This window comes from Methylomagnum ishizawai (assembly GCF_019670005.1).
GTDB classification, from domain to species: Bacteria; Pseudomonadota; Gammaproteobacteria; order Methylococcales; family Methylococcaceae; genus Methylomagnum; species Methylomagnum ishizawai.
In genome coordinates this window covers 1552221-1572313 of record NZ_AP019783.1, presented here as the reverse complement: position 1 = coordinate 1572313, position 20093 = coordinate 1552221, and the positions used below count along the sequence as shown (strand labels likewise).

Below are 20093 nucleotides of genomic sequence, written 5' to 3'. Positions count from 1 at the left end.
CAGCCTTGGACTCCAAAAACACGCTGATTCCGGTCGTGCGCCGGCCCGGAAGCCCGCGCACGCCAGCCGCCATCATAGCGAAAAACCAAGCGAGTTGACTGAACCGGCGGGGGTCGCCAGAATACGCCCCTTTGCGATACGCCCAGCTTGGCTCCCCATCGACACATGAGCGGCGACCCGTCGGACAGCGGCACCTTAATCTCCATACGCGATCTGGTCTTCAGCCGCGGCGACCGGAAAATCTTCGATGGCGTCAGCCTCGATATCCCACGCGGCAAGATCACCGCCATCATGGGACCGAGCGGCACCGGCAAAACCACCCTGCTCAAGCTGATCGGCGGCCAGCTCCGGCCCGACGGCGGCAAGGTCTATGTGGACGGCCAGGATGTCCATCAACTCGGGCGCTCGGCGCTCTACGAACTCCGCAAGCGCATGGGCATGTTGTTCCAGAGCGGGGCGCTGCTCACCGACCTCAGCGTCTACGAGAACGTCGCCTTCCCCCTGCGCGAGCATACCCGGCTCCCGGAATCCATGATCCGCACCCTGGTCCTGATGAAATTGCAGGCGGTGGGATTGCGCGGGGCGCGGGATTTGATGCCGGCGCAGCTTTCGGGCGGCATGGCACGGCGGGTGGCCTTGGCGCGGGCCATCGCCCTCGACCCCATGATGATCTTGTACGACGAACCTTTCACCGGCCAAGACCCTATCTCCATGGGCGTGCTGGTCAAGCTGATCCACGACCTCAACCGGGAATTGGGACTCACCAGCATCGTGGTCTCGCACGATGTCGAGGAAACCATCGGCATCGCCGACCAGGTGTTCCTGATTTCCGAGGGCAAGCTGGTGGGCCAGGGCACGCCCGACCAGATCGAGGAATCCGTTTCGCCCTGGGTCGGACAATTCATCCACGGCCTGGCCGACGGCCCCGTGCCCTTCCATTATCCGGCCCCCGCCTATCTCGATGATTTGTTCGCCGCCCGCGACTGAACCCCAGCCACCCCGAGTCCCATCATGCTAGGTTTCTTGCAGCACCTCGGCCACGTCACGCTGAGCGCCCTCCGCAAACTGGGGCGGGCGCACCTGTTCATCGCCCAGGTCCTGGGCGGCTTCCCGGAGACCCTGTGGCGGCCGCGGCTCCTGGCCGCGCAGATGTATTCGGTCGGCGTGCTGAGCATCCTGCTGATCGGCGTTTCCGGGCTGTTCGTCGGCATGGTGCTGGGCTTGCAGGGCTTCTATGTGCTGTCGGATTTCGGCGCGGAGCAAACCCTCGGGGTCATGGTCGCCGCCTCCCTGGTGCGGGAACTCGGGCCGGTGGTCGCCGCCCTCCTGTACTCGGGCCGGGCCGGTTCCGCCCTCGCCGCCGAAATCGGCCTGATGAAAGCCACCGAGCAATTGTCCGGCATGGAAATGATGGCGGTCGATCCCATCCGCCGCATCGTCGCGCCCCGCTTCTTCGCCGGGCTGCTGTCCATGCCCTTGCTGGCGGCGATCTTCACCGCCATCGGTGTGATGGGCGGCTATTTCGTGGGCGTGGGACTCTTGGGCGTGGACGAGGGCGCGTTCTGGTCGCAGATGCAGAGCAAGATCGATTTTTACGACGATGTCCTGAACGGACTCATCAAAAGCACCGTGTTCGGGGTGATCGTGACCTGGATCGCCGTGTTCGAGGGTTATGATTCCGTGCCCACGGCGGAAGGCATCAGCCGGGCGACGACCCGCTCGGTGGTGTACTCGGCCTTCGCGGTGCTGGGATCGGATTTCGTGTTGACGGCCTTGATGTTTGGAGACGCCTAATAATGCAGGCTAGCAAAGCAATCGAAACCTGGGTGGGTTTATTCGTCGCGATGGGCTTGGTCGCGCTGTTCTTCGTGGCGATGCAGGTCAGCAACCTCGCGGAACTCCACACCAACGAGGCCAGCTACAAGATCACGGCGCGGTTCGAGAACATCGGCAGCCTCAAGGTGCGGGCGCCGGTCTCGGTGGCCGGGGTCAAGATCGGCCGGGTCAGCCATATCGGCTTCGACAACAAGACCTTCGAGGCCATCGTCGAGATGCGGATCGAGCCGCAATTCAACACCCTGCCGGTGGACACCAGCGCCAGCATCCTGACGGCGGGCCTCTTGGGCGAACAATACATCGGGCTCTCGCCCGGCGGCTTCGACGACACCCTCAAGGACGGCGACGAACTGGAACTGACCCAGTCGGCCATCATCCTGGAACAGGTCATCAGCCGGTTCCTGTTCAACAAGGCCGAAAGCGGCTCGGGCAACAATAACGGCGGCGGCTCCGACGACGAATCGGCGGACTCCGGTTCCACCCCCCCCGCCAGCCCGCCGGCCCCCGCCGTGAACACCGAGCCTGGGGCGGACACCGGCGCGGCCCCCGCAGCGGAGGATGCGCCCGGCCCCGTTGAAAGCACCAGCGCCGCCCCCGCCAAACACCATAACACCGCACCGGCCCACCCGGCCAAGGGGGATTCCGGCAAGGCCGAAGGCAAGAAGACCGATCCCAAGACCGAAAGCCACCCCGGCAAAGCCGCAGGCAAAGGCACCAACCCATGAGCCGCACGGAGCAACCGGGTTCGTTCGAGCTCGCCCAAACCACCGGGGGCCACGCCTGCCGCGGGGCCTTGACCTTCGCCACCGCCCCCCAGGCCCTCAAACAAACCGCCGGGCTGTTCAAGGATGGCGGGACCGCGCTATGTTTCGATCTCGCGGGCGTAGAACGCGCCGATAGCGCCGGGATGGCCTTGCTGATCGAATGGCTGCGCCTCGCCCAGGAAGCCGACATCCGCCTACGCTACGCCCATCCCCCCGAACACCTCCAGGCCATGGCGCGGGTGAGCGGCTTGGCCGAATGCCTCTCCCCGGACCCCATCACCGATTAATCCGCACTTCCAAGAGATAGCGCATGGACAAACTCATCATCACCGGCGGCAAACCCCTTTCCGGCGAACTCCGCATTTCCGGGGCCAAGAACGCCGCGCTGCCCATCCTGGCGGCGACGCTGTTATCCGAAGGTCCGGTCACCGTGGGCAACGTCCCCCACCTGCACGATATCACCACCACCATGGAACTGCTGGGCCGCATGGGCGTCCGGCTGATGGTGGACGAAAAGATGAACATCGAGGCCGACACCTCGCAGATGGAAAATTTCTTCGCGCCCTACGAACTGGTCAAGACCATGCGCGCCTCGATCCTGGTGCTGGGTCCCTTGCTGGCCCGCTTCGGGCAAGCCGAGGTCTCGCTGCCCGGTGGTTGCGCCATCGGGAGCCGCCCGGTGAACCTGCATTTGCAGGGACTCGCCGCCATGGGCGCGGACATCAGCGTCAGGAACGGCTATATCCACGCCAAGGCCGACCGCCTGAAAGGCTGCCGCCTGGTGCTGGAACAAGTCACCGTCACCGGCACTGAGAACCTGGTGATGGCGGCGGCGCTGGCCGAAGGCACCACCATCATCGAGAACGCCGCCCGCGAGCCGGAAGTGGTGGACCTCGCCAATTTCCTCAACGCCATGGGGGCCAAAATCCACGGCGCGGGCACCGACATCCTGGAAATCGAAGGCGTCCAATCCCTGTCGGGCGCGGGCTTGCGCTACCGCATCCTGCCCGACCGCATCGAAACCGGCACCTATCTGGTCGCCGCCGCCATGACCGGCGGCAAGGTCAAGCTCAAAGACACCCGGCCCGATTTGCTGGATTCGGTCCTGCTCAAGCTGGGCGAAGCCGGGGCCAAGCTGACCTGTACCGAGAACACCATCGAACTCGATATGCAGGGCCAACGCCCGCACGCGGTCTCGCTCCGCACCGCGCCCTATCCCGCCTTCCCCACCGATATGCAGGCCCAGTTCACCGCCATGAACACGGTGGCGGACGGGGTCGGGGTCATCACCGAAACGGTGTTCGAGAACCGCTTCATGCACGTCCACGAGATGCAACGCATGGGCGCGGATATCACGGTCGAATCCAATACCGCCATCATCCGCGGGCGTCCGGGACTCAACGCCGCGCCGGTCATGGCGACCGACCTCCGCGCCTCGGCCAGCCTGGTGTTGGCGGGCCTCGTGGCGGAAGGCCAGACCGTGGTGGACCGCATCTACCACATCGACCGCGGCTACGAGTGCATCGAGGAAAAGCTGTCGGCCCTGGGCGCGGAAATCCGCCGCGTCCCGCACTGAGGTCGCCGCCATGCTCACCCTCGCGCTATCGAAAGGCCGCATCTACGACGAAGCCGTGGCCCTGCTGGACCGCATCGGCATCCAACCGACCGTCGATCCCGGCAAGAGCCGCAAGCTCATCATCCCGACCAATCGGGAAGGCTTGCAATTGCTCATCATCCGCGCCACCGACGTGCCGACCTATGTCGAATACGGTGCCGCCGACCTGGGCGTGGCCGGCAAGGACGTGCTGGTGGAATACGATTCCAGCGGCTTGTACGAACCGCTGGACCTGGGCATCGCCCGTTGCCGGTTGATGACCGCCGGGAAACCGGGCGAGCCCGCGCTGCGCGGTGGCCGTCTGCGGGTCGCCACCAAATACGTGAACGCCGCCCACCGCTATTTCGCCGGCCGGGGCATCCAAGCCGATATCATCAAGCTGTATGGCTCGATGGAACTGGCCCCCTTGGTCGGCCTCGCCGATTGCATCGTGGACGTGGTGGACACCGGCAACACCTTGAAGGCCAACGGCCTGGAACCCAAGGAACTCATCATGGAAATCAGCAGCCGCCTAATCCTCAACAAGGCCGCGATGAAGATGAAACACGCCGAAGTCACCGGCTTCATCGCCGAACTGCGCCAAGCCCTCGCCCAATCCCCGGAGTGAACCCATGGCCGATTTCTCCATCACCCGCCTCGACGCCCGCCAGCCGGATTTCGACCGCCAACTCGAAGCCGTGCTGGCCTTCGATCCGGCCTCCGATGCCGATATCCATGAACAGGTGGCCGAGATCATCGCCCATGTCCGGCGCGATGGCGACGCGGCCCTGTTGGAATACACCCGCCGCTTCGACCGCCACGAACCCGCGGGCGCCGCCGCCTTGGAATTGCCGCAATCGGCCTTGCAAGCCGCCTGGGATGGCCTGGCCCCGGAAGTCGCCGCCGCCTTGGAAACCGCCGCCCAGCGCATCCGGGCCTATGCCGAACACCAGAAAATGGCATCCTGGAGCTACACCGAAGCCGACGGCACCCGCCTGGGCCAACAGGTCACGCCGCTGGACCGGGTCGGGCTCTACGTCCCCGGCGGCAAGGCGGCCTATCCCTCCTCGGTGCTGATGAACGCGATCCCGGCCAAGGTCGCGGGCGTGCCGGAACTGGTGATGGTGGTGCCGACCCCCGGCGGCGAGACCAATCCGCTGGTGCTGGCGGCGGCGCATATCGCGGGCGTGGACCGGGTATTCCGGGTCGGCGGAGCGCAAGCCGTCGCCGCCCTAGCCTATGGCACCGCCACCCTGCCCCGCGTGGACAAGATCGTCGGTCCCGGCAATATCTACGTCGCCACCGCCAAGAAGCTGGTGTTCGGCCAGGTCGGCATCGACATGATCGCCGGGCCTTCGGAAATCCTGGTCATCAGCGACGGCGGCACCGATCCCGATTGGCTGGCGATGGACCTGTTCTCCCAGGCCGAACATGACGAGGACGCCCAGGCCATCCTCATCGCCACCGACGCCGCCCACCTCGACGCGGTGGAAGCCAGCATCCGCGGCCTGCTGCCGACCCTGGAACGGGCCGGGGTGGTCAAAACCTCGCTGTCGAACCGGGGCGCGTTGATCCTGGTGGAGGATTTGGATCAAGCCGCCGCCGTCGCCAACCGCATCGCCCCGGAACATTTGGAACTCTCGGTGGCGGACCCGGACGCGCTCCTGGGCAAAATCCGCAACGCCGGGGCCATCTTCATGGGCCGCCACACCGCCGAGGCCCTGGGCGACTATTGCGCGGGACCGAACCACGTTTTGCCGACCTCGGGCACGGCCCGCTTCTCCTCGCCCCTGGGCGTGTACGATTTCCAGAAGCGGTCCAGCGTGATCTTCTGTTCGCCGCAAGGCTCGGACAGCCTGGCCCGCACCGCCTCGGTCCTGGCCCGCGGCGAAGGCTTGACCGCCCACGCCCGCTCGGCGGAATACCGCATCGTGGAGTCCGCGCCATGAGCGGGCTGGATGACAAGGTCGGGAAACTGCTCAGGCCGGAAGTCTTGGCACTCTCGGCCTATCACGTCCCGGACGCCCAGGGCTATATCAAGTTGGACGCCATGGAAAACCCCTACGCTTGGCCGGAAGACATGGTCGCCGAATGGCTGGAACGGCTGCGCGGCGCGGAACCCAACCGCTATCCCGACCCCGCCTGCGCCGACCTGAAAGCGGGCTTGTGCCTCGCCAACGGTGTCCCGGCGGGCGCGGAATTGCTGCTGGGCAATGGCTCGGACGAAATCATCCAGATCATCCTGATGGCGGTGGCCGGGCCGGAAGTCGCCATCCTGGCCCCGGAACCCACCTTCGTGATGTACCGGCAAATCGCGGTCAGCCTGGGGTTGCGCTTCGTCGGCGTACCCTTGCGGGAAGACGATTTCGGACTGGATGGCGACGCCATGCTGGCGGCGATTGCGACGCACCGACCCGCCGTGGTGTTCCTGGCCTATCCCAACAACCCGACCGGCAACCTGTTCGAGCCGGAAGCCATCGAGCGGATACTGGCGGCGGCACCGGGTTTGGTGGTGGTGGACGAAGCCTATGCGCCCTATGCCGACGCCAGCTTCATGCCCAGGGTGTTGGACTTCGACAACCTCGTGGTGATGCGGACCCTGTCCAAGCTGGGCTTGGCCGGGTTGCGGCTGGGTTTCCTGGCCGGGGCCAAGGCCTGGATCGAGCAATTCGACAAAATCCGCCTGCCCTACAACATCAACGTGCTGACCCGCATCAGCGCCGAGTTCGCCCTGGAAAAACTCCCGGTCTTGGACGGGCAAGTGCGTTGCCTACTGCGCGACCGGGCTTGGTTGGCCGAAGCCCTGGCCCAGTTGGATGGGGTCCGGGTCTACGACAGCCGGGCCAATTTCATCCTGTTCAAGTTGCTCAAGCACAACGCCCCACAGGTTTTCCAGGCACTCAAGGCGGCGGGGATATTGGTGAAGAACCTGCATCCCGCCGGCGGGCCGCTGGCCCAATGCCTGCGGGTGACGGTGGGGACGCCGGAGGAGAACCAACGCTTCGTCGAGGTGTTGCGGGCGTTGTTGGGATAGGCCCTTCCCAAGACTTCTTCCTATAGGTTTTTCCCACACGGCACAGGATAATACCGGCACCCAACGCAGGGTTGTCCCGGCCCCGCGAACTGCCCCGGCGGTTCCGCATCCAGCCTGGGCGCGACGCCGCGCCCGACCGTTCGCCGGCCAAGAGCGACGGGCCACCACCGGAGCGCAAAGCCGCCCTCCCCGACCCTTTCCCGTTCCGGCGGGAATAGGCGTTTATCTTGTCGATAAACCTACAAGTGTTGTCTTTGTCTTGACCGATTGGGCGTTCTCACACAAAATCCACGCCCGCGAAACTCAGTGTTAAACAACAAGAATGCGAACGCTCGAAAAGCCCCATCCGCAAACACCCGTTCGATCCAATAAAAGCCCAAAACATGGAGATATTGCATGACTAGCGAAGGCGTGGATACCGAAAAGCGCCGATTCCTAACCCAGGCAGCCACGGTGGTCGGTGCCGTCGGCGCGGGTTTCTTGTCGGTACCCTTTATTTCCTCCATGAAACCCAGCGCCAAGGCCGAAGCCCTGGGCGCCCCGGTGGAAGTCGATATCAGCAAGATCGAGCCAGGCCAGCGGATTGTCGTGCTATGGCGGGGCAAGCCCGTTTGGCTCCTGCGTAGGACGCCCGAAGCCTTGGCCGGGCTGTCCGAGTTGACCAACAAGCTGCGCGATCCCCGATCCGACGAATCCGAGCAACCCGAATCCAGCCACAACGAATTCCGCGCCATCAAGCCGGACATCTTCGTCGCCATCGGGGTTTGCACCCATCTCGGCTGCTCGCCGCTGTACCGGCCCGAAATCGCCCCGGCGGACCTCGGCCCGGATTGGAAGGGCGGCTTCTTCTGTCCCTGCCATGGTTCGAGCTTCGATCTGGCGGGACGGGTCTACAAGGGGGTGCCGGCACCGACCAACCTGGCGATACCCCCTTATCGCTATCTCGCGGATAACCGTATCATGGTGGGAGAGGGGGAATAAGCGATGGCCAATGAAAAACAAAAAGAACTCGTGCAGTGGGTGGACGACCGCCTGCCCGTCAGCAAATTCCTGGAGGATCAACTAACCAAGTATTACGCGCCCAAGAATTTCAATTTCCTGTATTTCTTCGGCTCCTTGGCGGGTTTGGTATTGGTCAATCAAATCCTGACCGGCATTTTCCTGGCCATGAACTATAAGCCCGATGCCACCCTGGCTTTCGATTCGGTGGAATACATCATGCGCGACGTGCAATGGGGCTGGCTGTTGCGCTACCTGCACTCGACCGGGGCTTCGCTGTTCTTCGTGGTGATCTACCTCCACATGTTCCGCGGGCTGTTCTATGGCTCGTTCAAGAAGCCGCGCGAACTCCTCTGGCTGTTCGGCATGGTGATCTTCGTGCTGCTGGCGGCGGAAGCCTTCACCGGTTATCTGCTGCCCTGGGGCCAGATGTCGTACTGGGGGGCGCAGGTCATCATCTCGCTGTTCGGGGCCATCCCCGTGATCGGCGAAGACCTGACCACCTGGATCCGCGGCGATTACGTCATCGCCGACGCCACCTTGAACCGCTTCTTCGCCTTCCATGTGGTGGCCCTGCCCTTGGCGATCCTAGGCTTGGTGGTGCTGCATCTCGCGGCCCTGCGCACCAATGGCTCCAACAACCCGGACGGCATCGAGATCAAGAAGCACAAGAACGCCCAGGGCATCCCGGTCGATGGTATCCCCTTCCATCCCTACTACACCGTGAAGGATTTATATGTGGTGGGCGTGTTCCTGACCATTTTCGCCTTCATCGTGTTCTACACGCCGGAAATGGGCGGCATGTTCCTCGAACATCCGAATTTCGATCCCGCCGACCCCATGAAGACGCCGGAGCATATCCAGCCGGTGTGGTATTTCACCCCGTTCTATTCGATCCTCCGCGCCGTGCCGGACAAACTGTTCGGCGTGATCGCCATGGGCGCGGCCATCCTGCTGCTGTTCTTCCTGCCCTGGCTGGACCGCAACCCGGTCAAGTCGATCCGCTACCGGGGCGACGCCTTCAAATGGGGGTTAGCCGCCTTCGTGCTGAGCTTCTTCGTGCTGGGCGTCCTCGGCACCAAGCCGGTGACGCCGGTCGCGACCTTGCTGGCGCGGGTGTTCTCCGCCGTGTATTTCGGTTTCCTGTTGTTGCTGCCGGTGATTTCCTGCATCGAGAAGAACAAGCCGGTCCCGGAACGCCTGACCGAGCCGGTCATCCCGCTCGCGAAGCGCGAAGGCGTCCTCTGGCGCTTCCTGGAACAAGCCTTGGCAGAAATCGGCCACAAGCTGGACGGTTGCGAGAAATTGAAAAAAGCCCAAAGCCGTTTGTGCGGGTTCATCGATAGCCTCATCACCCTGGGAAGCAAAAAACAATGAACAAGGCGCTCGCCATCTTGCTATTGGCTTTCTCCTGTGTCGGCATCGCTTCCGCCGAAGCCGGCAAACCCTTGAAAAAAGCCGATGTGGATATTTTCGACCTGGAATCGGTACGCCGGGGCGCGGGCTATTTCAGCCAATATTGCCTGGGCTGCCATGGCATCAAGCAAATCCGCTATTCCCGCATCGCCAAGGACCTGAAACTCGACCCGGATACGATGCAACGGGAAATCATGTTCGGCGACACCAAAATCCACGATTACGCCAAAACCGCCATGGCCCCGTCCGATGCCGAAATGGCCTTCGGCGTGGTACCGCCGGATTTGTCGCTGATCGTGCGGGCGCGGGGCGCGGACTGGGTGTATAGCTACCTGAAAGGCTTCTATATCGATCCCAAACGCCCGTTCGGCGTCAACAACGTCGTCGCCGAAAACGTGGCCATGCCCAACGTGCTATGGGAATTGCAAGGCACCCAAACCCCGGTGATCGTCAACAGCCACGGCCAGGACACCGTGGTCGATGTCAAACGCGGCGACGACGGCAAGCTCTCGGCCAAGGAATTCAACAAGGTCGCCACCGACCTCACCAATTTCCTGGCCTATGTGTCGGAACCCGCCAAGCTGGAACGCCTGCCGCTGGGCAAATATGTCATCGCCTTCCTGCTGTTCCTGACCTTCATCCTGTATAAGCTGAAAAAGGAGTATTGGAAGGATGTCCACTAAGGGCTTCGTGGTAGAATCCGAAACCCAAGGCGGATACTGACGCCCATCCCGAGCGCATCCCCCGGATTCTCCGGGGGATTCCGCCATGGCGGGGCCCCCGGCTTGGAACTTTGGATTCCCCGCGAGGTGCTTCGGGTGACGACCTCCCCCAGCCGCAAATCCCCCATGACCTTGTACTGCTCCCCCCGTTGCGCCTACGGCCACGGCGTGCGCTTCGTGTTGTCCGAGAAGGCCATCGCGGCGGATATCGAATACCTCCAGGGCGACGCCACCCCCCGCGACCTGCTCGAAGCCAACCCCCTGGGCAACACGCCCACCCTGGTGGACCGGGATTTGGTGCTGTCGGATTCCCGCATCATCATGGAATACCTGGACGAGCGTTTCCCCCATCCGCCTTTGCAAGCGATGGACCCGGTCGCGCGGGCCAGGGCGCGGATGACGGTGCGGCGCATCGACCAGGACTGGTTCGGCTACCTCGACCAGATCGACCAGTCGCCCGACCCCAGGAAAAAATCCAAGGCCGCCAAGCAACTCCAAAAAGAATTGATCGGCGCCAGCCCCGTGTTCGATGCCAAACCCTATTTCCTGAGCGATGATTTCTCCCTGGTGGACTGCGCCCTCGCCCCCTTGTTGTGGCGGCTGGGCGCCTTGGGCATCGACCTGCCCACCCAGGCCGAACCCATCCGCTCCTACGCCAACCGCCTGTTCCGGCGCCCGGCCTTCAAAGCCAGCCTGAGCGCCCGCGAACGGGAATATCCCACCCTCGCCGAAGCTTCCGCCTGATGATTTCACTCAAGCCTTATTTGATCCGCGCCATCTACGACTGGATCGTCGACAACAATTTCACGCCCTACCTGCTGGTCAACGCCGAGGCCGAGGACGTGGTCGTGCCCCGGCAATACGTGCAGGATGGCCGGATCGTGTTGAACCTGCGTCCGCAGGCGGTCCACGGCCTGGCGCTGGGCAACCAGAACATCGTGTTCAACGCCCGCTTCGGCGGGAAACCCATGCAGGTCGATGTACCGACCCGCGCCGTCCTGGCGATCTACGCCCAGGAGAACGGCAAGGGCATGATCTTCGACGAGGACGAGGACGGCAACGGGGACGACCATACCCCGCCGCCCGCCGAGAGCGCCCCGGCCGATCCCGGACCCGCCAAGAAAAGGCCGGCGCTCAAGGTCGTCAAATAAGCGGGCGTCCGCGTTAGAATCCACCGCACCCCACCCATCTTTCCAAGGAGAACAACCATGGGCGCAACCGATTCCCACCGTACACGCTGGATCATGGCCGCTTTGGCGCTGCTGATGGCGGCGACCCGGTTCCACCACGAAGGCACGGCGTTCAGCCTGCCCGACGCCTCGCTGGCGGTCTTTTTCCTCCTGGGCTGGTATGGCGGCGGTCTCCTGGCCTTCGCCGGATTCTTCCTCGCCGCCTGCGCCATCGACTATGCCGCCATCGCCCACCTGGGCGTCAGCGATTATTGCGTGACCCCGGCCTATGGCTTCCTGGTGCCCACCTACGCCGCACTATGGTGGGCGGGCCGCTGGTCCGGGCGCGCCCATGTCGGCGACGCCCTGCCCTGGGGCCGGATCGCGCTGGCCCTGCCGGTCGCCGCGACCGTGGCCTTCGTGATTTCCAACGGCAGTTTCTTCCTGCTGTCCGGGCGCTTGGAAGGAGCCGATTGGGCCGCGTACAGCCTGGGCGTGCTGCGGGATTATCCGGCTTATCTCGGGGCCGCCATGGCCTATAGCGCCTTCGCGCTGGCCCTGGACACGCTGGCCCGGACGCTGGCCGGCCCGGATTACCGCTGGGCCAAGTCCAAATAAACCGGCATCGCGCCGACCCGCCGGATCATGCAAAGGGGACGCTCGGTCCCCTTATTTTTATCCGCCCGCAGTCCAAAGCCCGCTTTGGCCGGTGACCGGAAAAAATCCAAAGCAAGCAAGCTTTGGACTCCATACCAAGAAACCGAACCCCGACCCGTGGGTCGAATCCAACTCACCACCCCCCGAGGAATACCGCCATGTCATGGGACCCCACCCAGTTCAAGAAACCCAGCGCCGAACAATTGCAATGCCATTTGAGCGAGGAGCAATTCCACGTCACCCAGCACGAAGGCACCGAACGCCCGTTCCACAACGCCTATTGGGACAACCACCGGGCCGGGATTTACGTCGATGTGGTGTCCGGCGAACCCTTGTTCAGCTCCGCCGACAAATTCGATTCCGGCACCGGCTGGCCGAGCTTCACCCGGCCCTTGGAACCCGGCAACCTCGCCCACCGCGAAGACCGCTCGCATTTCATGGTGCGGGTCGAGGTCCGCAGCAAGCACGGCGATTCCCACCTGGGCCATGTGTTCGACGACGGCCCCCAGCCCACCGGCAAGCGCTATTGCATGAATTCCGCTTCCCTACGCTTCATCCCCAAGGAAGACCTGGAAGCCGAGGGTTATGGAAGCTATCTGGCCCTGTTCGACAACGACCGCTAAACCGTGCCGCAGGCGATTATCCCCGTGAGCGCGATCAAACCTCCCCCCCGCTTGGCGATCCTGGCCCTGGGAATCCCGCTGGCCGCTTGCAGCATCATGGCGGTGAACCAAGCCCGCGAGACCGAACAGTTGCTGGCCGCCGCCGGTTTCCATGTCAAACTGGCCGATACCCCGGAAAAACTCGCCCATGTCGAGGAACTCACCCAATTCAAGCTGGTACCCCACCCGCAGGAGGGCAAAACCTATTATGTCTATGCCGACGCCACCCGCTGCCATTGCGTGTACTGGGGCGACGAACCGGCCTACCAAACCTATCAACAACTGGCCCTGGCCAAGGCGATCGCCGAGGACCAGCGCGTGGCGGCGCAAATGAACGAAGATGCCGCGCTGAATTGGGGCATGTGGGGACCGGGGCCGTGGTGGGCTTATTAGCCAAAGTCCGACCCATCGCTATAACCCCCGAATCCACCCTTTTTTATCCAGCCCGATGAATTTCCTACCGATATTCCTGAAACTCGCCGGGCAGCAATGCCTGGTCGTCGGCGGTGGCGAAGTGGCCGCCCGCAAGGTCGCGACCCTGCTCAAAGCCGGGGGCGCGGTCACGGTCCTCGCGCCCGCGCTGGGAGCGGCGCTCGCGCCCCTGGCGGCGGACAGGCGGATCGCCCATCTCGCCAAGGTTTTCGAGCCCGCCGACCTGGCCGGTTTCCAACTGGTCATCTCCGCCACCGACCACCGCGAAGTGAACGAACAGGTCCACGCCGCCGCGACCCGGCGCAACCTCCCGGTCAACGTGGTCGATTGCCCGGAACTCTGCTCCTTCATCTTCCCGGCCATCGTGGACCGCTCGCCCGTGGTCATCGCCGTTTCGACCGGCGGGGCCTCGCCGGTGCTGGCCCGCCTCATCCGCGCCAAGCTGGAAAGCGCCCTGCCCCCGGCCTATGGCCGCTTGGCCGATCTGGCCGAAAAATTCCGCCAGGGCGTCAAGCAAGCCGTCCACGAACCCCACCGCCGCCGCCACTTCTGGGAACGGGCCTTGGGCGGCGTGGTGGCGGATTTGATGTTCGCCGGGCGCGAAGCCGAAGCGGAGCGGCATCTGGGAAACCTGCTGGAAACCGAGCGGCTGGGCCACGCCGACACGGGCGGCGGTTTCGTCTCGCTGGTGGGCGCGGGGCCGGGCGATCCCGATTTGCTCACGCTGGGGGCGCTCAGGGCCATGCAGGAAGCCGACGTGGTGGTCTACGACCGGCTAGTTTCGCCCGAGGTCATGGCCCTGGTCCGCAACGACGCCGAGAAAATCTACGCGGGCAAGGAAAGCAGCCGCCATACCCTGCCCCAGGACCAAATCAACGCCCTCCTCGCCCGCCTGGCGAAGCAAGGCCGCCGCGTGGTGCGGCTCAAGGGCGGCGATCCCTTCATCTTCGGGCGCGGCGGCGAGGAGATCGAGACCCTGATGGAGGAAGGCATCCCGTTCCAGGTGATACCGGGCATCACCGCCGCCTCCGGTTGCGCGGCCTATGCCGGGATACCGCTGACCCACCGCGACCATGCCCAGGCCGTCACCTTCGTGACCGGGCACCTCAAGCAAGGCGGCATCGGCGAACTGGATTGGGAACGGCTGGCCCGGCCCGGCCAGACCTTGGTGATCTACATGGGCCTGCAAGGCTTGCCGCAGATCCGCGCCGCCCTGATCGGACACGGCTGCGCCCCCGACACCCCCGCCGCCCTGGTCCAGCAAGGCACCACCCGCCATCAGCGCGTCATCACCGGCACCGTGGACAACCTGCCCGGTTTGGTGGCGGACGCCGGGGTCAGCGCCCCCACCTTGGTCATCGTCGGCGGCGTGGTCGGACTGCACGGCAAGCTGGCCTGGTTCCAGGGCGCGGACACCGGAAACCACCCGCCCCAGGCGATATAATCCCGCCCGGTTGTTGTTCCCGGTCCCGTCCAGGGCATTTCCACGTTATTCGTAGGGTGGGCATAAACCCGAACCGAAAATGCACCGGGCGTCCGGGGGAATCGCCGAATCCTCTTCACGCCAACCACATGGAGCGCACCATATGAAAGAACAAGGGGCCAAACCCGCCACCTCCCCATTGATCGCCACCCTCCTGACCGGCCTCCTGGGCCTCGCCCTCGCCGGCTGCGGCGGCGGCGACCAGCCGCAACCCCCGGCCAGCCCCAAGGCCACGGCGGCCCAATCCGCCGCCACCCCCGCCACGGTCAGCGAATCCGAACACCAAAGGTTCGAGAAGAAATACGTCGAGCTCTGCGTGAAAGGCCAACAAGGCAACCCCGACAGCCCGGTCAAGAGCGACCAGCAACTCGGCCAGACCTGCGAATGCATGGCCAAAGCCATCTCCAAGCGCCTGAGCAAGGCCGAGGCGGTCCATTTCCTCGACAAGAAGGAAATCCCCATCGATATCGTGATGATGGGCAACGCCGCCTCCGACACCTGCGCCCAACCGGGGCAATAAGCCATGCGGGCGGGTTTCATCGGACTGGGGGCCATGGGTGCCCACATGGCGCGCAATTTGGCGCAACAGGGCTGGCTCGGCGCGGTGTGGAACCGCACCCAAGCCACCGCCCAGGCCTTGGCCGGGGAACTCGGCGTCGCCTGCGCCGCCTCGCCCGCCCAATTGGCGGCAACGGTCGATGCCGTGCTGATCTGCGTCTCCGCCGACGCCGATGTGCTGGCGATGATCGACGCCCTCCTGCCGGGCCTCCGTCCCGGAACGCTGGTGATCGATCTTTCCACGGTCGGCAGCGCCACGGCGCGGGAAGCGGCCCGGCGGGTGCGGGAACGCGGCGCGGATTTCCTCGACGCCCCCGTGACCGGCGGGGTCGAAGGCGCCCGCAACGCGACCCTGGCGATCATGGTCGGGGGCGCGGCGGACACCCTGGAACGCGCCCGTCCCTTGCTCGCGGCGATGGGCAACCGCGTCGTCCACATGGGCGACACCGGCATGGGCCAAGCCACCAAGGCCGTGAACCAAGTCATGTGCGCCGGCATCAACCAAGCCGTGACCGAAGCCCTGGCCTTCGGCGAACGGCTGGGCCTCGATATGGGCAAATTGATCGAGGTGGTGTCGGGCGGGGCGGCGGGCAATTGGTTCCTGGAAAAGCGCGGCCCGACCCTGACCCAGGATGTGTTCCGGCCCGGTTTCAAGCTGGCCCTGCACCACAAGGATTTGAAAATCTGCGAGGCCATGGCGGAAGACTTGGGCACGGCGCTTCCGCTCAGCACGGCGACCCGCCAGGATTACGAGCGGCTGATGGCGGCGGGCCACGGCGAGGAGGATATTTCCGCGCTATACCGTCTGAAGCGACCAGCCCGCTAATCCCCTACCGCCCGCTTCCCGCCCCGCGGCAAGCCAGGCTCGCGGGCCGGGTTCCCAACCAGAGCTTGGGAACCCGCGGTCCCCCTTCCCAACCTCCGACGACCATGGCCCAACCTCCCACGCTGGCACTCATCGACACCGCCGACGGCCTGGAACTCCGGCTAGGCGGCGGCTGGACCGTGGGGGCCGAATTGCCCCCGCCCGGCCCCGTGCTGGACCGCCTCTCCACCGCCCCGCCCCGCGCCCTGGGCTTCGACTGCCAAGCCCTGACCGACTGGGACAGCCTCCTGCTCGCCTTCCTCATCAAAATCCTCGACGCCTGCGCGGCGCATGGCATCGAAACCCGCTGGGAAGGGCTGCCGCCGGGCGTGCGCGGCATGTTGGCACTGGCCCGCGCCGTGCCCGAACGCCAGGACACCCAACGCCCGCCCCCCGTCACCGGCTTCCTGGCCGGGCTGGGCCGGGCGGTGTTGGAGGCTTACGCCGAAACCCTGGGGCTGTTGGATTTCCTGGGACAGGCCACGCTGGCGGTGGGCCGGGGGCTGCGGGGCAAGGCGCGGTTCCGGGGCGTGGACTTGGTGGATTTGCTGGTGGAATGCGGACCCCGCGCCGTGCCCATCGTCAGCCTCATCAGCTTCCTGGTGGGGATGATCCTGGCCTTCGTGGGGGCGATCCAATTGCGGATGTTCGGGGCGCAGGTCTTCATCGCCGATCTGGTGGGGCTGGGCATGGCCCGCGAGATGGGCGCGATGATGACCGCGATCATCATGGCCGGGCGCACCGGGGCGGCCTACGCGGCGCAACTCGGCTCGATGCAGGCCAACGACGAAATCGACGCGCTCACGACCACGGGGTTTCCGCCCATGGAATTCCTGGTGCTGCCACGGCTGTTGGCCTTGATGCTGGCTTTGCCGCTGTTGTGCCTGTATTCGGATTTCATGGGGATATTGGGCGGGGCGGTGGTGGCGTCCGCGCTGTTCGATGTGTCCTATGCGGAATTCCTGAACCAGATCGAGAACCGGCTGGTAATCTGGGATTTCATGACGGGTATCTCGAAATCGGTGGTGTTCGGGTTGTTGGTGGGAATCGCGGGGTGTATGCGGGGTTTGCAGTGCGGGCGGAATTCCACCGAAGTGGGCTTGGCGACGACTTCGGCGGTGGTGACGGGGATTGTGTATATCGTGGTGGCGGATGCGGTTTTGACTTTGGTGATTACGGCTTTGAAGTTGAGTTTATAAGATGGCAATCTATGAAAAATATAAAATCGGCTCTACAGATTAAATAGCAATTAGAAATCAATGAGACATAAAAATGGTTGAAAATGAATTCGAGTACATGGAGTTTCTTGTAACAGAAGGCCTCAAGAAGAGCAGCGCATATAGCTATGGCAGATATTTAAATGCAATTTCTTTTTATCTAAAAATAGACATCAATGGCTCTACCGCAAGATCAGTCGATAAAATCAACAGCATATTGTATGATTTTTTTGCAATTTCCTGCTTAGCTGAGCGCTACAAAAACAATTGTGGAACTGCCTTAAGAGCCTATTTACGATTTCTTTCCAGCGAACAATCTGAATTTTCCTATCCAGAAGAAATATCTGAATCAGAAGACTACTTTGAAGGAGCCAAGAAGCGCATCACAGTTAATGCGTACGAGAGAGATAAAAACGCGAGAAACAAAGCTATCGAAGCACATGGAGTTAACTGCAAAATTTGCAACATGCATTTTGAAGAAATATATGGGGAACTAGGAATAGGATTTATTCATGTACACCATATCAAACCCCTACACACAATAAATGAAACCTACAAAGTCAATCCAGAAATTGACTTGATCCCGGTTTGCCCCAACTGCCATGCAATCCTTCATCGCTCTAAAAATCCTATTTCAATCGACGAACTAAAGGCTGTAATAAAAACTCAAAAAGCTCGTAGGATGGCAAAACCATAAGCTAGGTAATGCACTCATGATTCTGCGAAGACAATCCCCAACACAAACCACAGACGACCATCAATGGAAAAAACCCTCAAAATAGTCCCGCTGAAAAACCAACCCCCCGGACCACGGATTTTGGCGCTCCCGCACCGTCGCGGAAAGATTGGACGCCATCGAAATCCTACGCCAACACTACCAAAGGCTGAACCCAGATGTGGAGCCAAGACTTCAAAGAATTTGTCGGGTTATCAAACTGGCGCGATATAAGCAAGCGTAGCCCGGATGAAGCGCAACGGAATCCGGGATAATCCGCGCTCCGCATCCCCCGGATTCCGCTACGTTCCATCCGGGCTACAGGCCAACGTGGAAGGAACACACCACCATGGCTAAACCCCTCTTCAAAGCCGACCATAAATATACTTTTAGCGATCATCTCCACTTCATCCAGCCGACTGAAGAAATCGCCAATACCCTGGGTTATATCTTGCTTTAACCCACAAATCCACCCCACACATGAACACCACAATAATACCCGAAAAAACAGCGAATACCGAACCCCATCAAAATATCACCAACGATGGACCCAGGATCATTTTTCAAATTTGGCTGAGCGACACTGAAGATTCCCGCCTTCCCGATGAGTTGACCGCCCCCAAGCAATCCTGGATCGATAATAATCCTGGCTGGACCCACCATCTGATAACCAATGAAAATTTGGAAGAATACCTAGCCGGTTTCCACCAAAACGAGGCGGTCCGAGCGGCATTGAATGACCTTGAAAACCCGGTGGCCAAGGCCGATCTGCTACGGTTGGCCGCCTTGGTCACGCATGGCGGGATGTTCGTCAATATCAACCTGCAATGCCTGCGCCCAATTGAAACCTGGGTCGATCTGTCGAAAAATCTGTTTCTGGTAAGCAAAAGCAATACACCGGACAAGCCGCGGCTGATTAATGGACTCATCTGGGCCAAACCGGGAAACCCCTGGCTTTCGAGCATATTGCAGGATGCGTTGGAAAATATCAGGACCAGACATTCCTCGAATCTTTATGATTTAGCGGGAACGCCGGTTTTCAATAAATTTATTGCACCGATCCTGCATCAAACCACTATCGAATCCCAGGCGATCCAACAAAGCAGCTGGCATCACTTGATCTGGCAAAACAATTTCCGCAGTGTTCCCGGCTTGAAATACCGGCAAGCCGACAAGCATTGGAGCAAACAGCAAAAAACAAAATCCATCTTCGCCACCAGTATCCTGGATTCCGAGGATTGGAGCTATTGCCCCTTGCTGATATTGGCCGCCCCCCGCACGGGAATGCGGCATTTATCGCGATATGCCCGGAGCTTGGGCTTCGACATTCCCCAAGAAACCACCATAGGCCATCATGGCATCCTCTCCTCTTCCTTGGTGGATACGGTTTTCAATATCGATGAAAATTGCGTGGAACCACGGGCTACCCGGCTGCTGAAACCTGGGGTGGGGTTTGTCTGGAATACCGGCCTGGACCCGTCCCGGCGTTATTATGTGGCCGACATGGTGGCGCGGCTGATTAGAAATCCCTTCCAGAACATACCTAGCCTGATCCTCGAAAACGAAGCCGATAACAGGCAAAATGCCTCCTATATCCAGCGGAGGCGGGTAATCGAAAAATATTTCGGTGTGGATATCGAAGCTTGCCACAACGAATGGGAAAGGGCGGCGCAAATTTATTTACTATGGAATAGATTGATCGAGGATAAAATCCCTGCGGTCAAAACCCTGAAGATCGAAGACGGCACGGCTTTATTCAGGATGCTGAGCGCGAAATTACAGCCACTGGAATTTATAACGCCTTTGGGGAGCCAGGCGACAGAATATTCCGGCCCCCAGGCATCCGGCATCGATAAGCCAGAATTCACCAAAAATATATTGGCCTTGCTGGCACCAGAAACTTTGGATGCCTTAAACTATTTTTGCAAGAAATACTCTTATCCTTGGCCAGAATAACAAGCAAGCACAAC

22 protein-coding genes are annotated in these 20093 nt (G+C 62.1%); all 22 read left to right on the top strand.

What is annotated here, in order from left to right; genetic code table 11:
• The first annotated feature begins 165 nt into the window (after nucleotides 1-165).
• The 22 genes from K5658_RS07305 to K5658_RS07200 all read left to right on the top strand — a co-directional run bounded on the left by K5658_RS07305 (nucleotide 166) and on the right by K5658_RS07200 (nucleotide 20079).
• Nucleotides 166-987, top strand: coding sequence for an ABC transporter ATP-binding protein (locus K5658_RS07305; protein WP_221066288.1), 822 nt, complete (start codon nucleotides 166-168; stop codon nucleotides 985-987).
• Nucleotides 988-1011: 24 nt separating this feature from the next.
• Nucleotides 1012-1794, top strand: a complete 783-nt coding sequence (gene mlaE / locus K5658_RS07300) for a lipid asymmetry maintenance ABC transporter permease subunit MlaE (RefSeq protein WP_221066287.1) — start codon at nucleotides 1012-1014, stop codon at nucleotides 1792-1794.
• 2 nt (nucleotides 1795-1796) lie between these two features.
• Entirely contained in the window at nucleotides 1797-2561 is a 765-nt protein-coding gene (gene mlaD / locus K5658_RS24160) for an outer membrane lipid asymmetry maintenance protein MlaD (RefSeq protein WP_221066286.1), read from the top strand.
• Nucleotides 2558-2887 carry an STAS domain-containing protein gene (locus K5658_RS07290; protein ID WP_221066285.1) on the top strand — a complete coding sequence of 110 codons (330 nt, stop codon included), beginning with the start codon at nucleotides 2558-2560 and terminating at the stop codon, nucleotides 2885-2887. The genes mlaD and K5658_RS07290 overlap by 4 nt, the downstream gene beginning before the upstream one ends.
• 23 nt (nucleotides 2888-2910) lie before the next feature.
• Nucleotides 2911-4176, top strand: coding sequence for a UDP-N-acetylglucosamine 1-carboxyvinyltransferase (gene murA / locus K5658_RS07285; RefSeq protein WP_221066284.1), 1266 nt, complete (start codon nucleotides 2911-2913; stop codon nucleotides 4174-4176).
• A gap of 10 nt (nucleotides 4177-4186) precedes the next feature.
• Nucleotides 4187-4822, top strand: a complete 636-nt coding sequence (gene hisG, locus K5658_RS07280) for an ATP phosphoribosyltransferase (protein WP_221066283.1) — start codon at nucleotides 4187-4189, stop codon at nucleotides 4820-4822.
• Nucleotides 4823-4826: 4 nt separating this feature from the next.
• Complete coding sequence (gene hisD, locus K5658_RS07275) at nucleotides 4827-6143, top strand: histidinol dehydrogenase (RefSeq protein ID WP_221066282.1); 1317 nt, start codon at nucleotides 4827-4829, stop codon at nucleotides 6141-6143.
• Complete coding sequence (gene hisC, locus K5658_RS07270) at nucleotides 6140-7228, top strand: histidinol-phosphate transaminase (RefSeq protein ID WP_221066281.1); 1089 nt, start codon at nucleotides 6140-6142, stop codon at nucleotides 7226-7228. Before hisD ends, hisC begins: the two co-directional genes overlap by 4 nt.
• 396 nt (nucleotides 7229-7624) lie before the next feature.
• Nucleotides 7625-8209, top strand: coding sequence for a ubiquinol-cytochrome c reductase iron-sulfur subunit (petA, locus tag K5658_RS07265; protein ID WP_221066280.1), 585 nt, complete (start codon nucleotides 7625-7627; stop codon nucleotides 8207-8209).
• A 3-nt stretch (nucleotides 8210-8212) separates the two neighbouring features.
• Entirely contained in the window at nucleotides 8213-9604 is a 1392-nt protein-coding gene (locus K5658_RS07260; RefSeq protein ID WP_221066279.1) for a cytochrome b, read from the top strand.
• On the top strand, nucleotides 9601-10326 hold the full coding sequence (locus K5658_RS07255; RefSeq protein ID WP_221066278.1) for a cytochrome c1: 726 nt from the start codon (nucleotides 9601-9603) through the stop codon (nucleotides 10324-10326). The genes K5658_RS07260 and K5658_RS07255 overlap by 4 nt, the downstream gene beginning before the upstream one ends.
• Nucleotides 10327-10461: 135 nt before the next feature.
• A complete protein-coding gene (locus tag K5658_RS07250) occupies nucleotides 10462-11109 on the top strand; it encodes a glutathione S-transferase N-terminal domain-containing protein (RefSeq protein ID WP_246628589.1) in 648 nt (215 codons plus the stop codon).
• Nucleotides 11109-11516: a ClpXP protease specificity-enhancing factor gene (locus tag K5658_RS07245; RefSeq protein WP_221066277.1), complete on the top strand. Its 408-nt coding sequence runs from the start codon at nucleotides 11109-11111 to the stop codon at nucleotides 11514-11516. Before K5658_RS07250 ends, K5658_RS07245 begins: the two co-directional genes overlap by 1 nt.
• A 57-nt stretch (nucleotides 11517-11573) precedes the next feature.
• A complete protein-coding gene (locus tag K5658_RS07240; protein WP_221066276.1) occupies nucleotides 11574-12152 on the top strand; it encodes a hypothetical protein in 579 nt (192 codons plus the stop codon).
• 197 nt (nucleotides 12153-12349) lie between these two features.
• A complete protein-coding gene (gene msrB, locus K5658_RS07235) occupies nucleotides 12350-12814 on the top strand; it encodes a peptide-methionine (R)-S-oxide reductase MsrB (RefSeq protein WP_221066275.1) in 465 nt (154 codons plus the stop codon).
• Nucleotides 12815-12838: 24 nt separating this feature from the next.
• Entirely contained in the window at nucleotides 12839-13246 is a 408-nt protein-coding gene (locus K5658_RS07230) for a hypothetical protein (RefSeq protein ID WP_221066274.1), read from the top strand.
• Between the two features lie 55 nt (nucleotides 13247-13301).
• Complete coding sequence (gene cysG, locus K5658_RS07225) at nucleotides 13302-14729, top strand: siroheme synthase CysG (protein ID WP_221066273.1); 1428 nt, start codon at nucleotides 13302-13304, stop codon at nucleotides 14727-14729.
• A gap of 142 nt (nucleotides 14730-14871) precedes the next feature.
• Nucleotides 14872-15288 carry a hypothetical protein gene (locus K5658_RS07220; protein ID WP_246628588.1) on the top strand — a complete coding sequence of 139 codons (417 nt, stop codon included), beginning with the start codon at nucleotides 14872-14874 and terminating at the stop codon, nucleotides 15286-15288.
• A 3-nt stretch (nucleotides 15289-15291) separates the two neighbouring features.
• Complete coding sequence (locus K5658_RS07215) at nucleotides 15292-16152, top strand: NAD(P)-dependent oxidoreductase (RefSeq protein ID WP_221066272.1); 861 nt, start codon at nucleotides 15292-15294, stop codon at nucleotides 16150-16152.
• 104 nt (nucleotides 16153-16256) lie between these two features.
• Nucleotides 16257-17390 carry an ABC transporter permease gene (locus tag K5658_RS07210; protein ID WP_221066271.1) on the top strand — a complete coding sequence of 378 codons (1134 nt, stop codon included), beginning with the start codon at nucleotides 16257-16259 and terminating at the stop codon, nucleotides 17388-17390.
• A gap of 73 nt (nucleotides 17391-17463) precedes the next feature.
• The gene (locus K5658_RS07205; protein ID WP_221066270.1) at nucleotides 17464-18105 is read left to right on the top strand and encodes an HNH endonuclease; all 642 of its coding nucleotides are present in this window, start codon (nucleotides 17464-17466) and stop codon (nucleotides 18103-18105) included.
• Between the two features lie 498 nt (nucleotides 18106-18603).
• A complete protein-coding gene (locus K5658_RS07200; RefSeq protein ID WP_221066269.1) occupies nucleotides 18604-20079 on the top strand; it encodes a glycosyltransferase family 32 protein in 1476 nt (491 codons plus the stop codon).
• The last annotated feature ends 14 nt before the right edge of the window (nucleotides 20080-20093 follow it).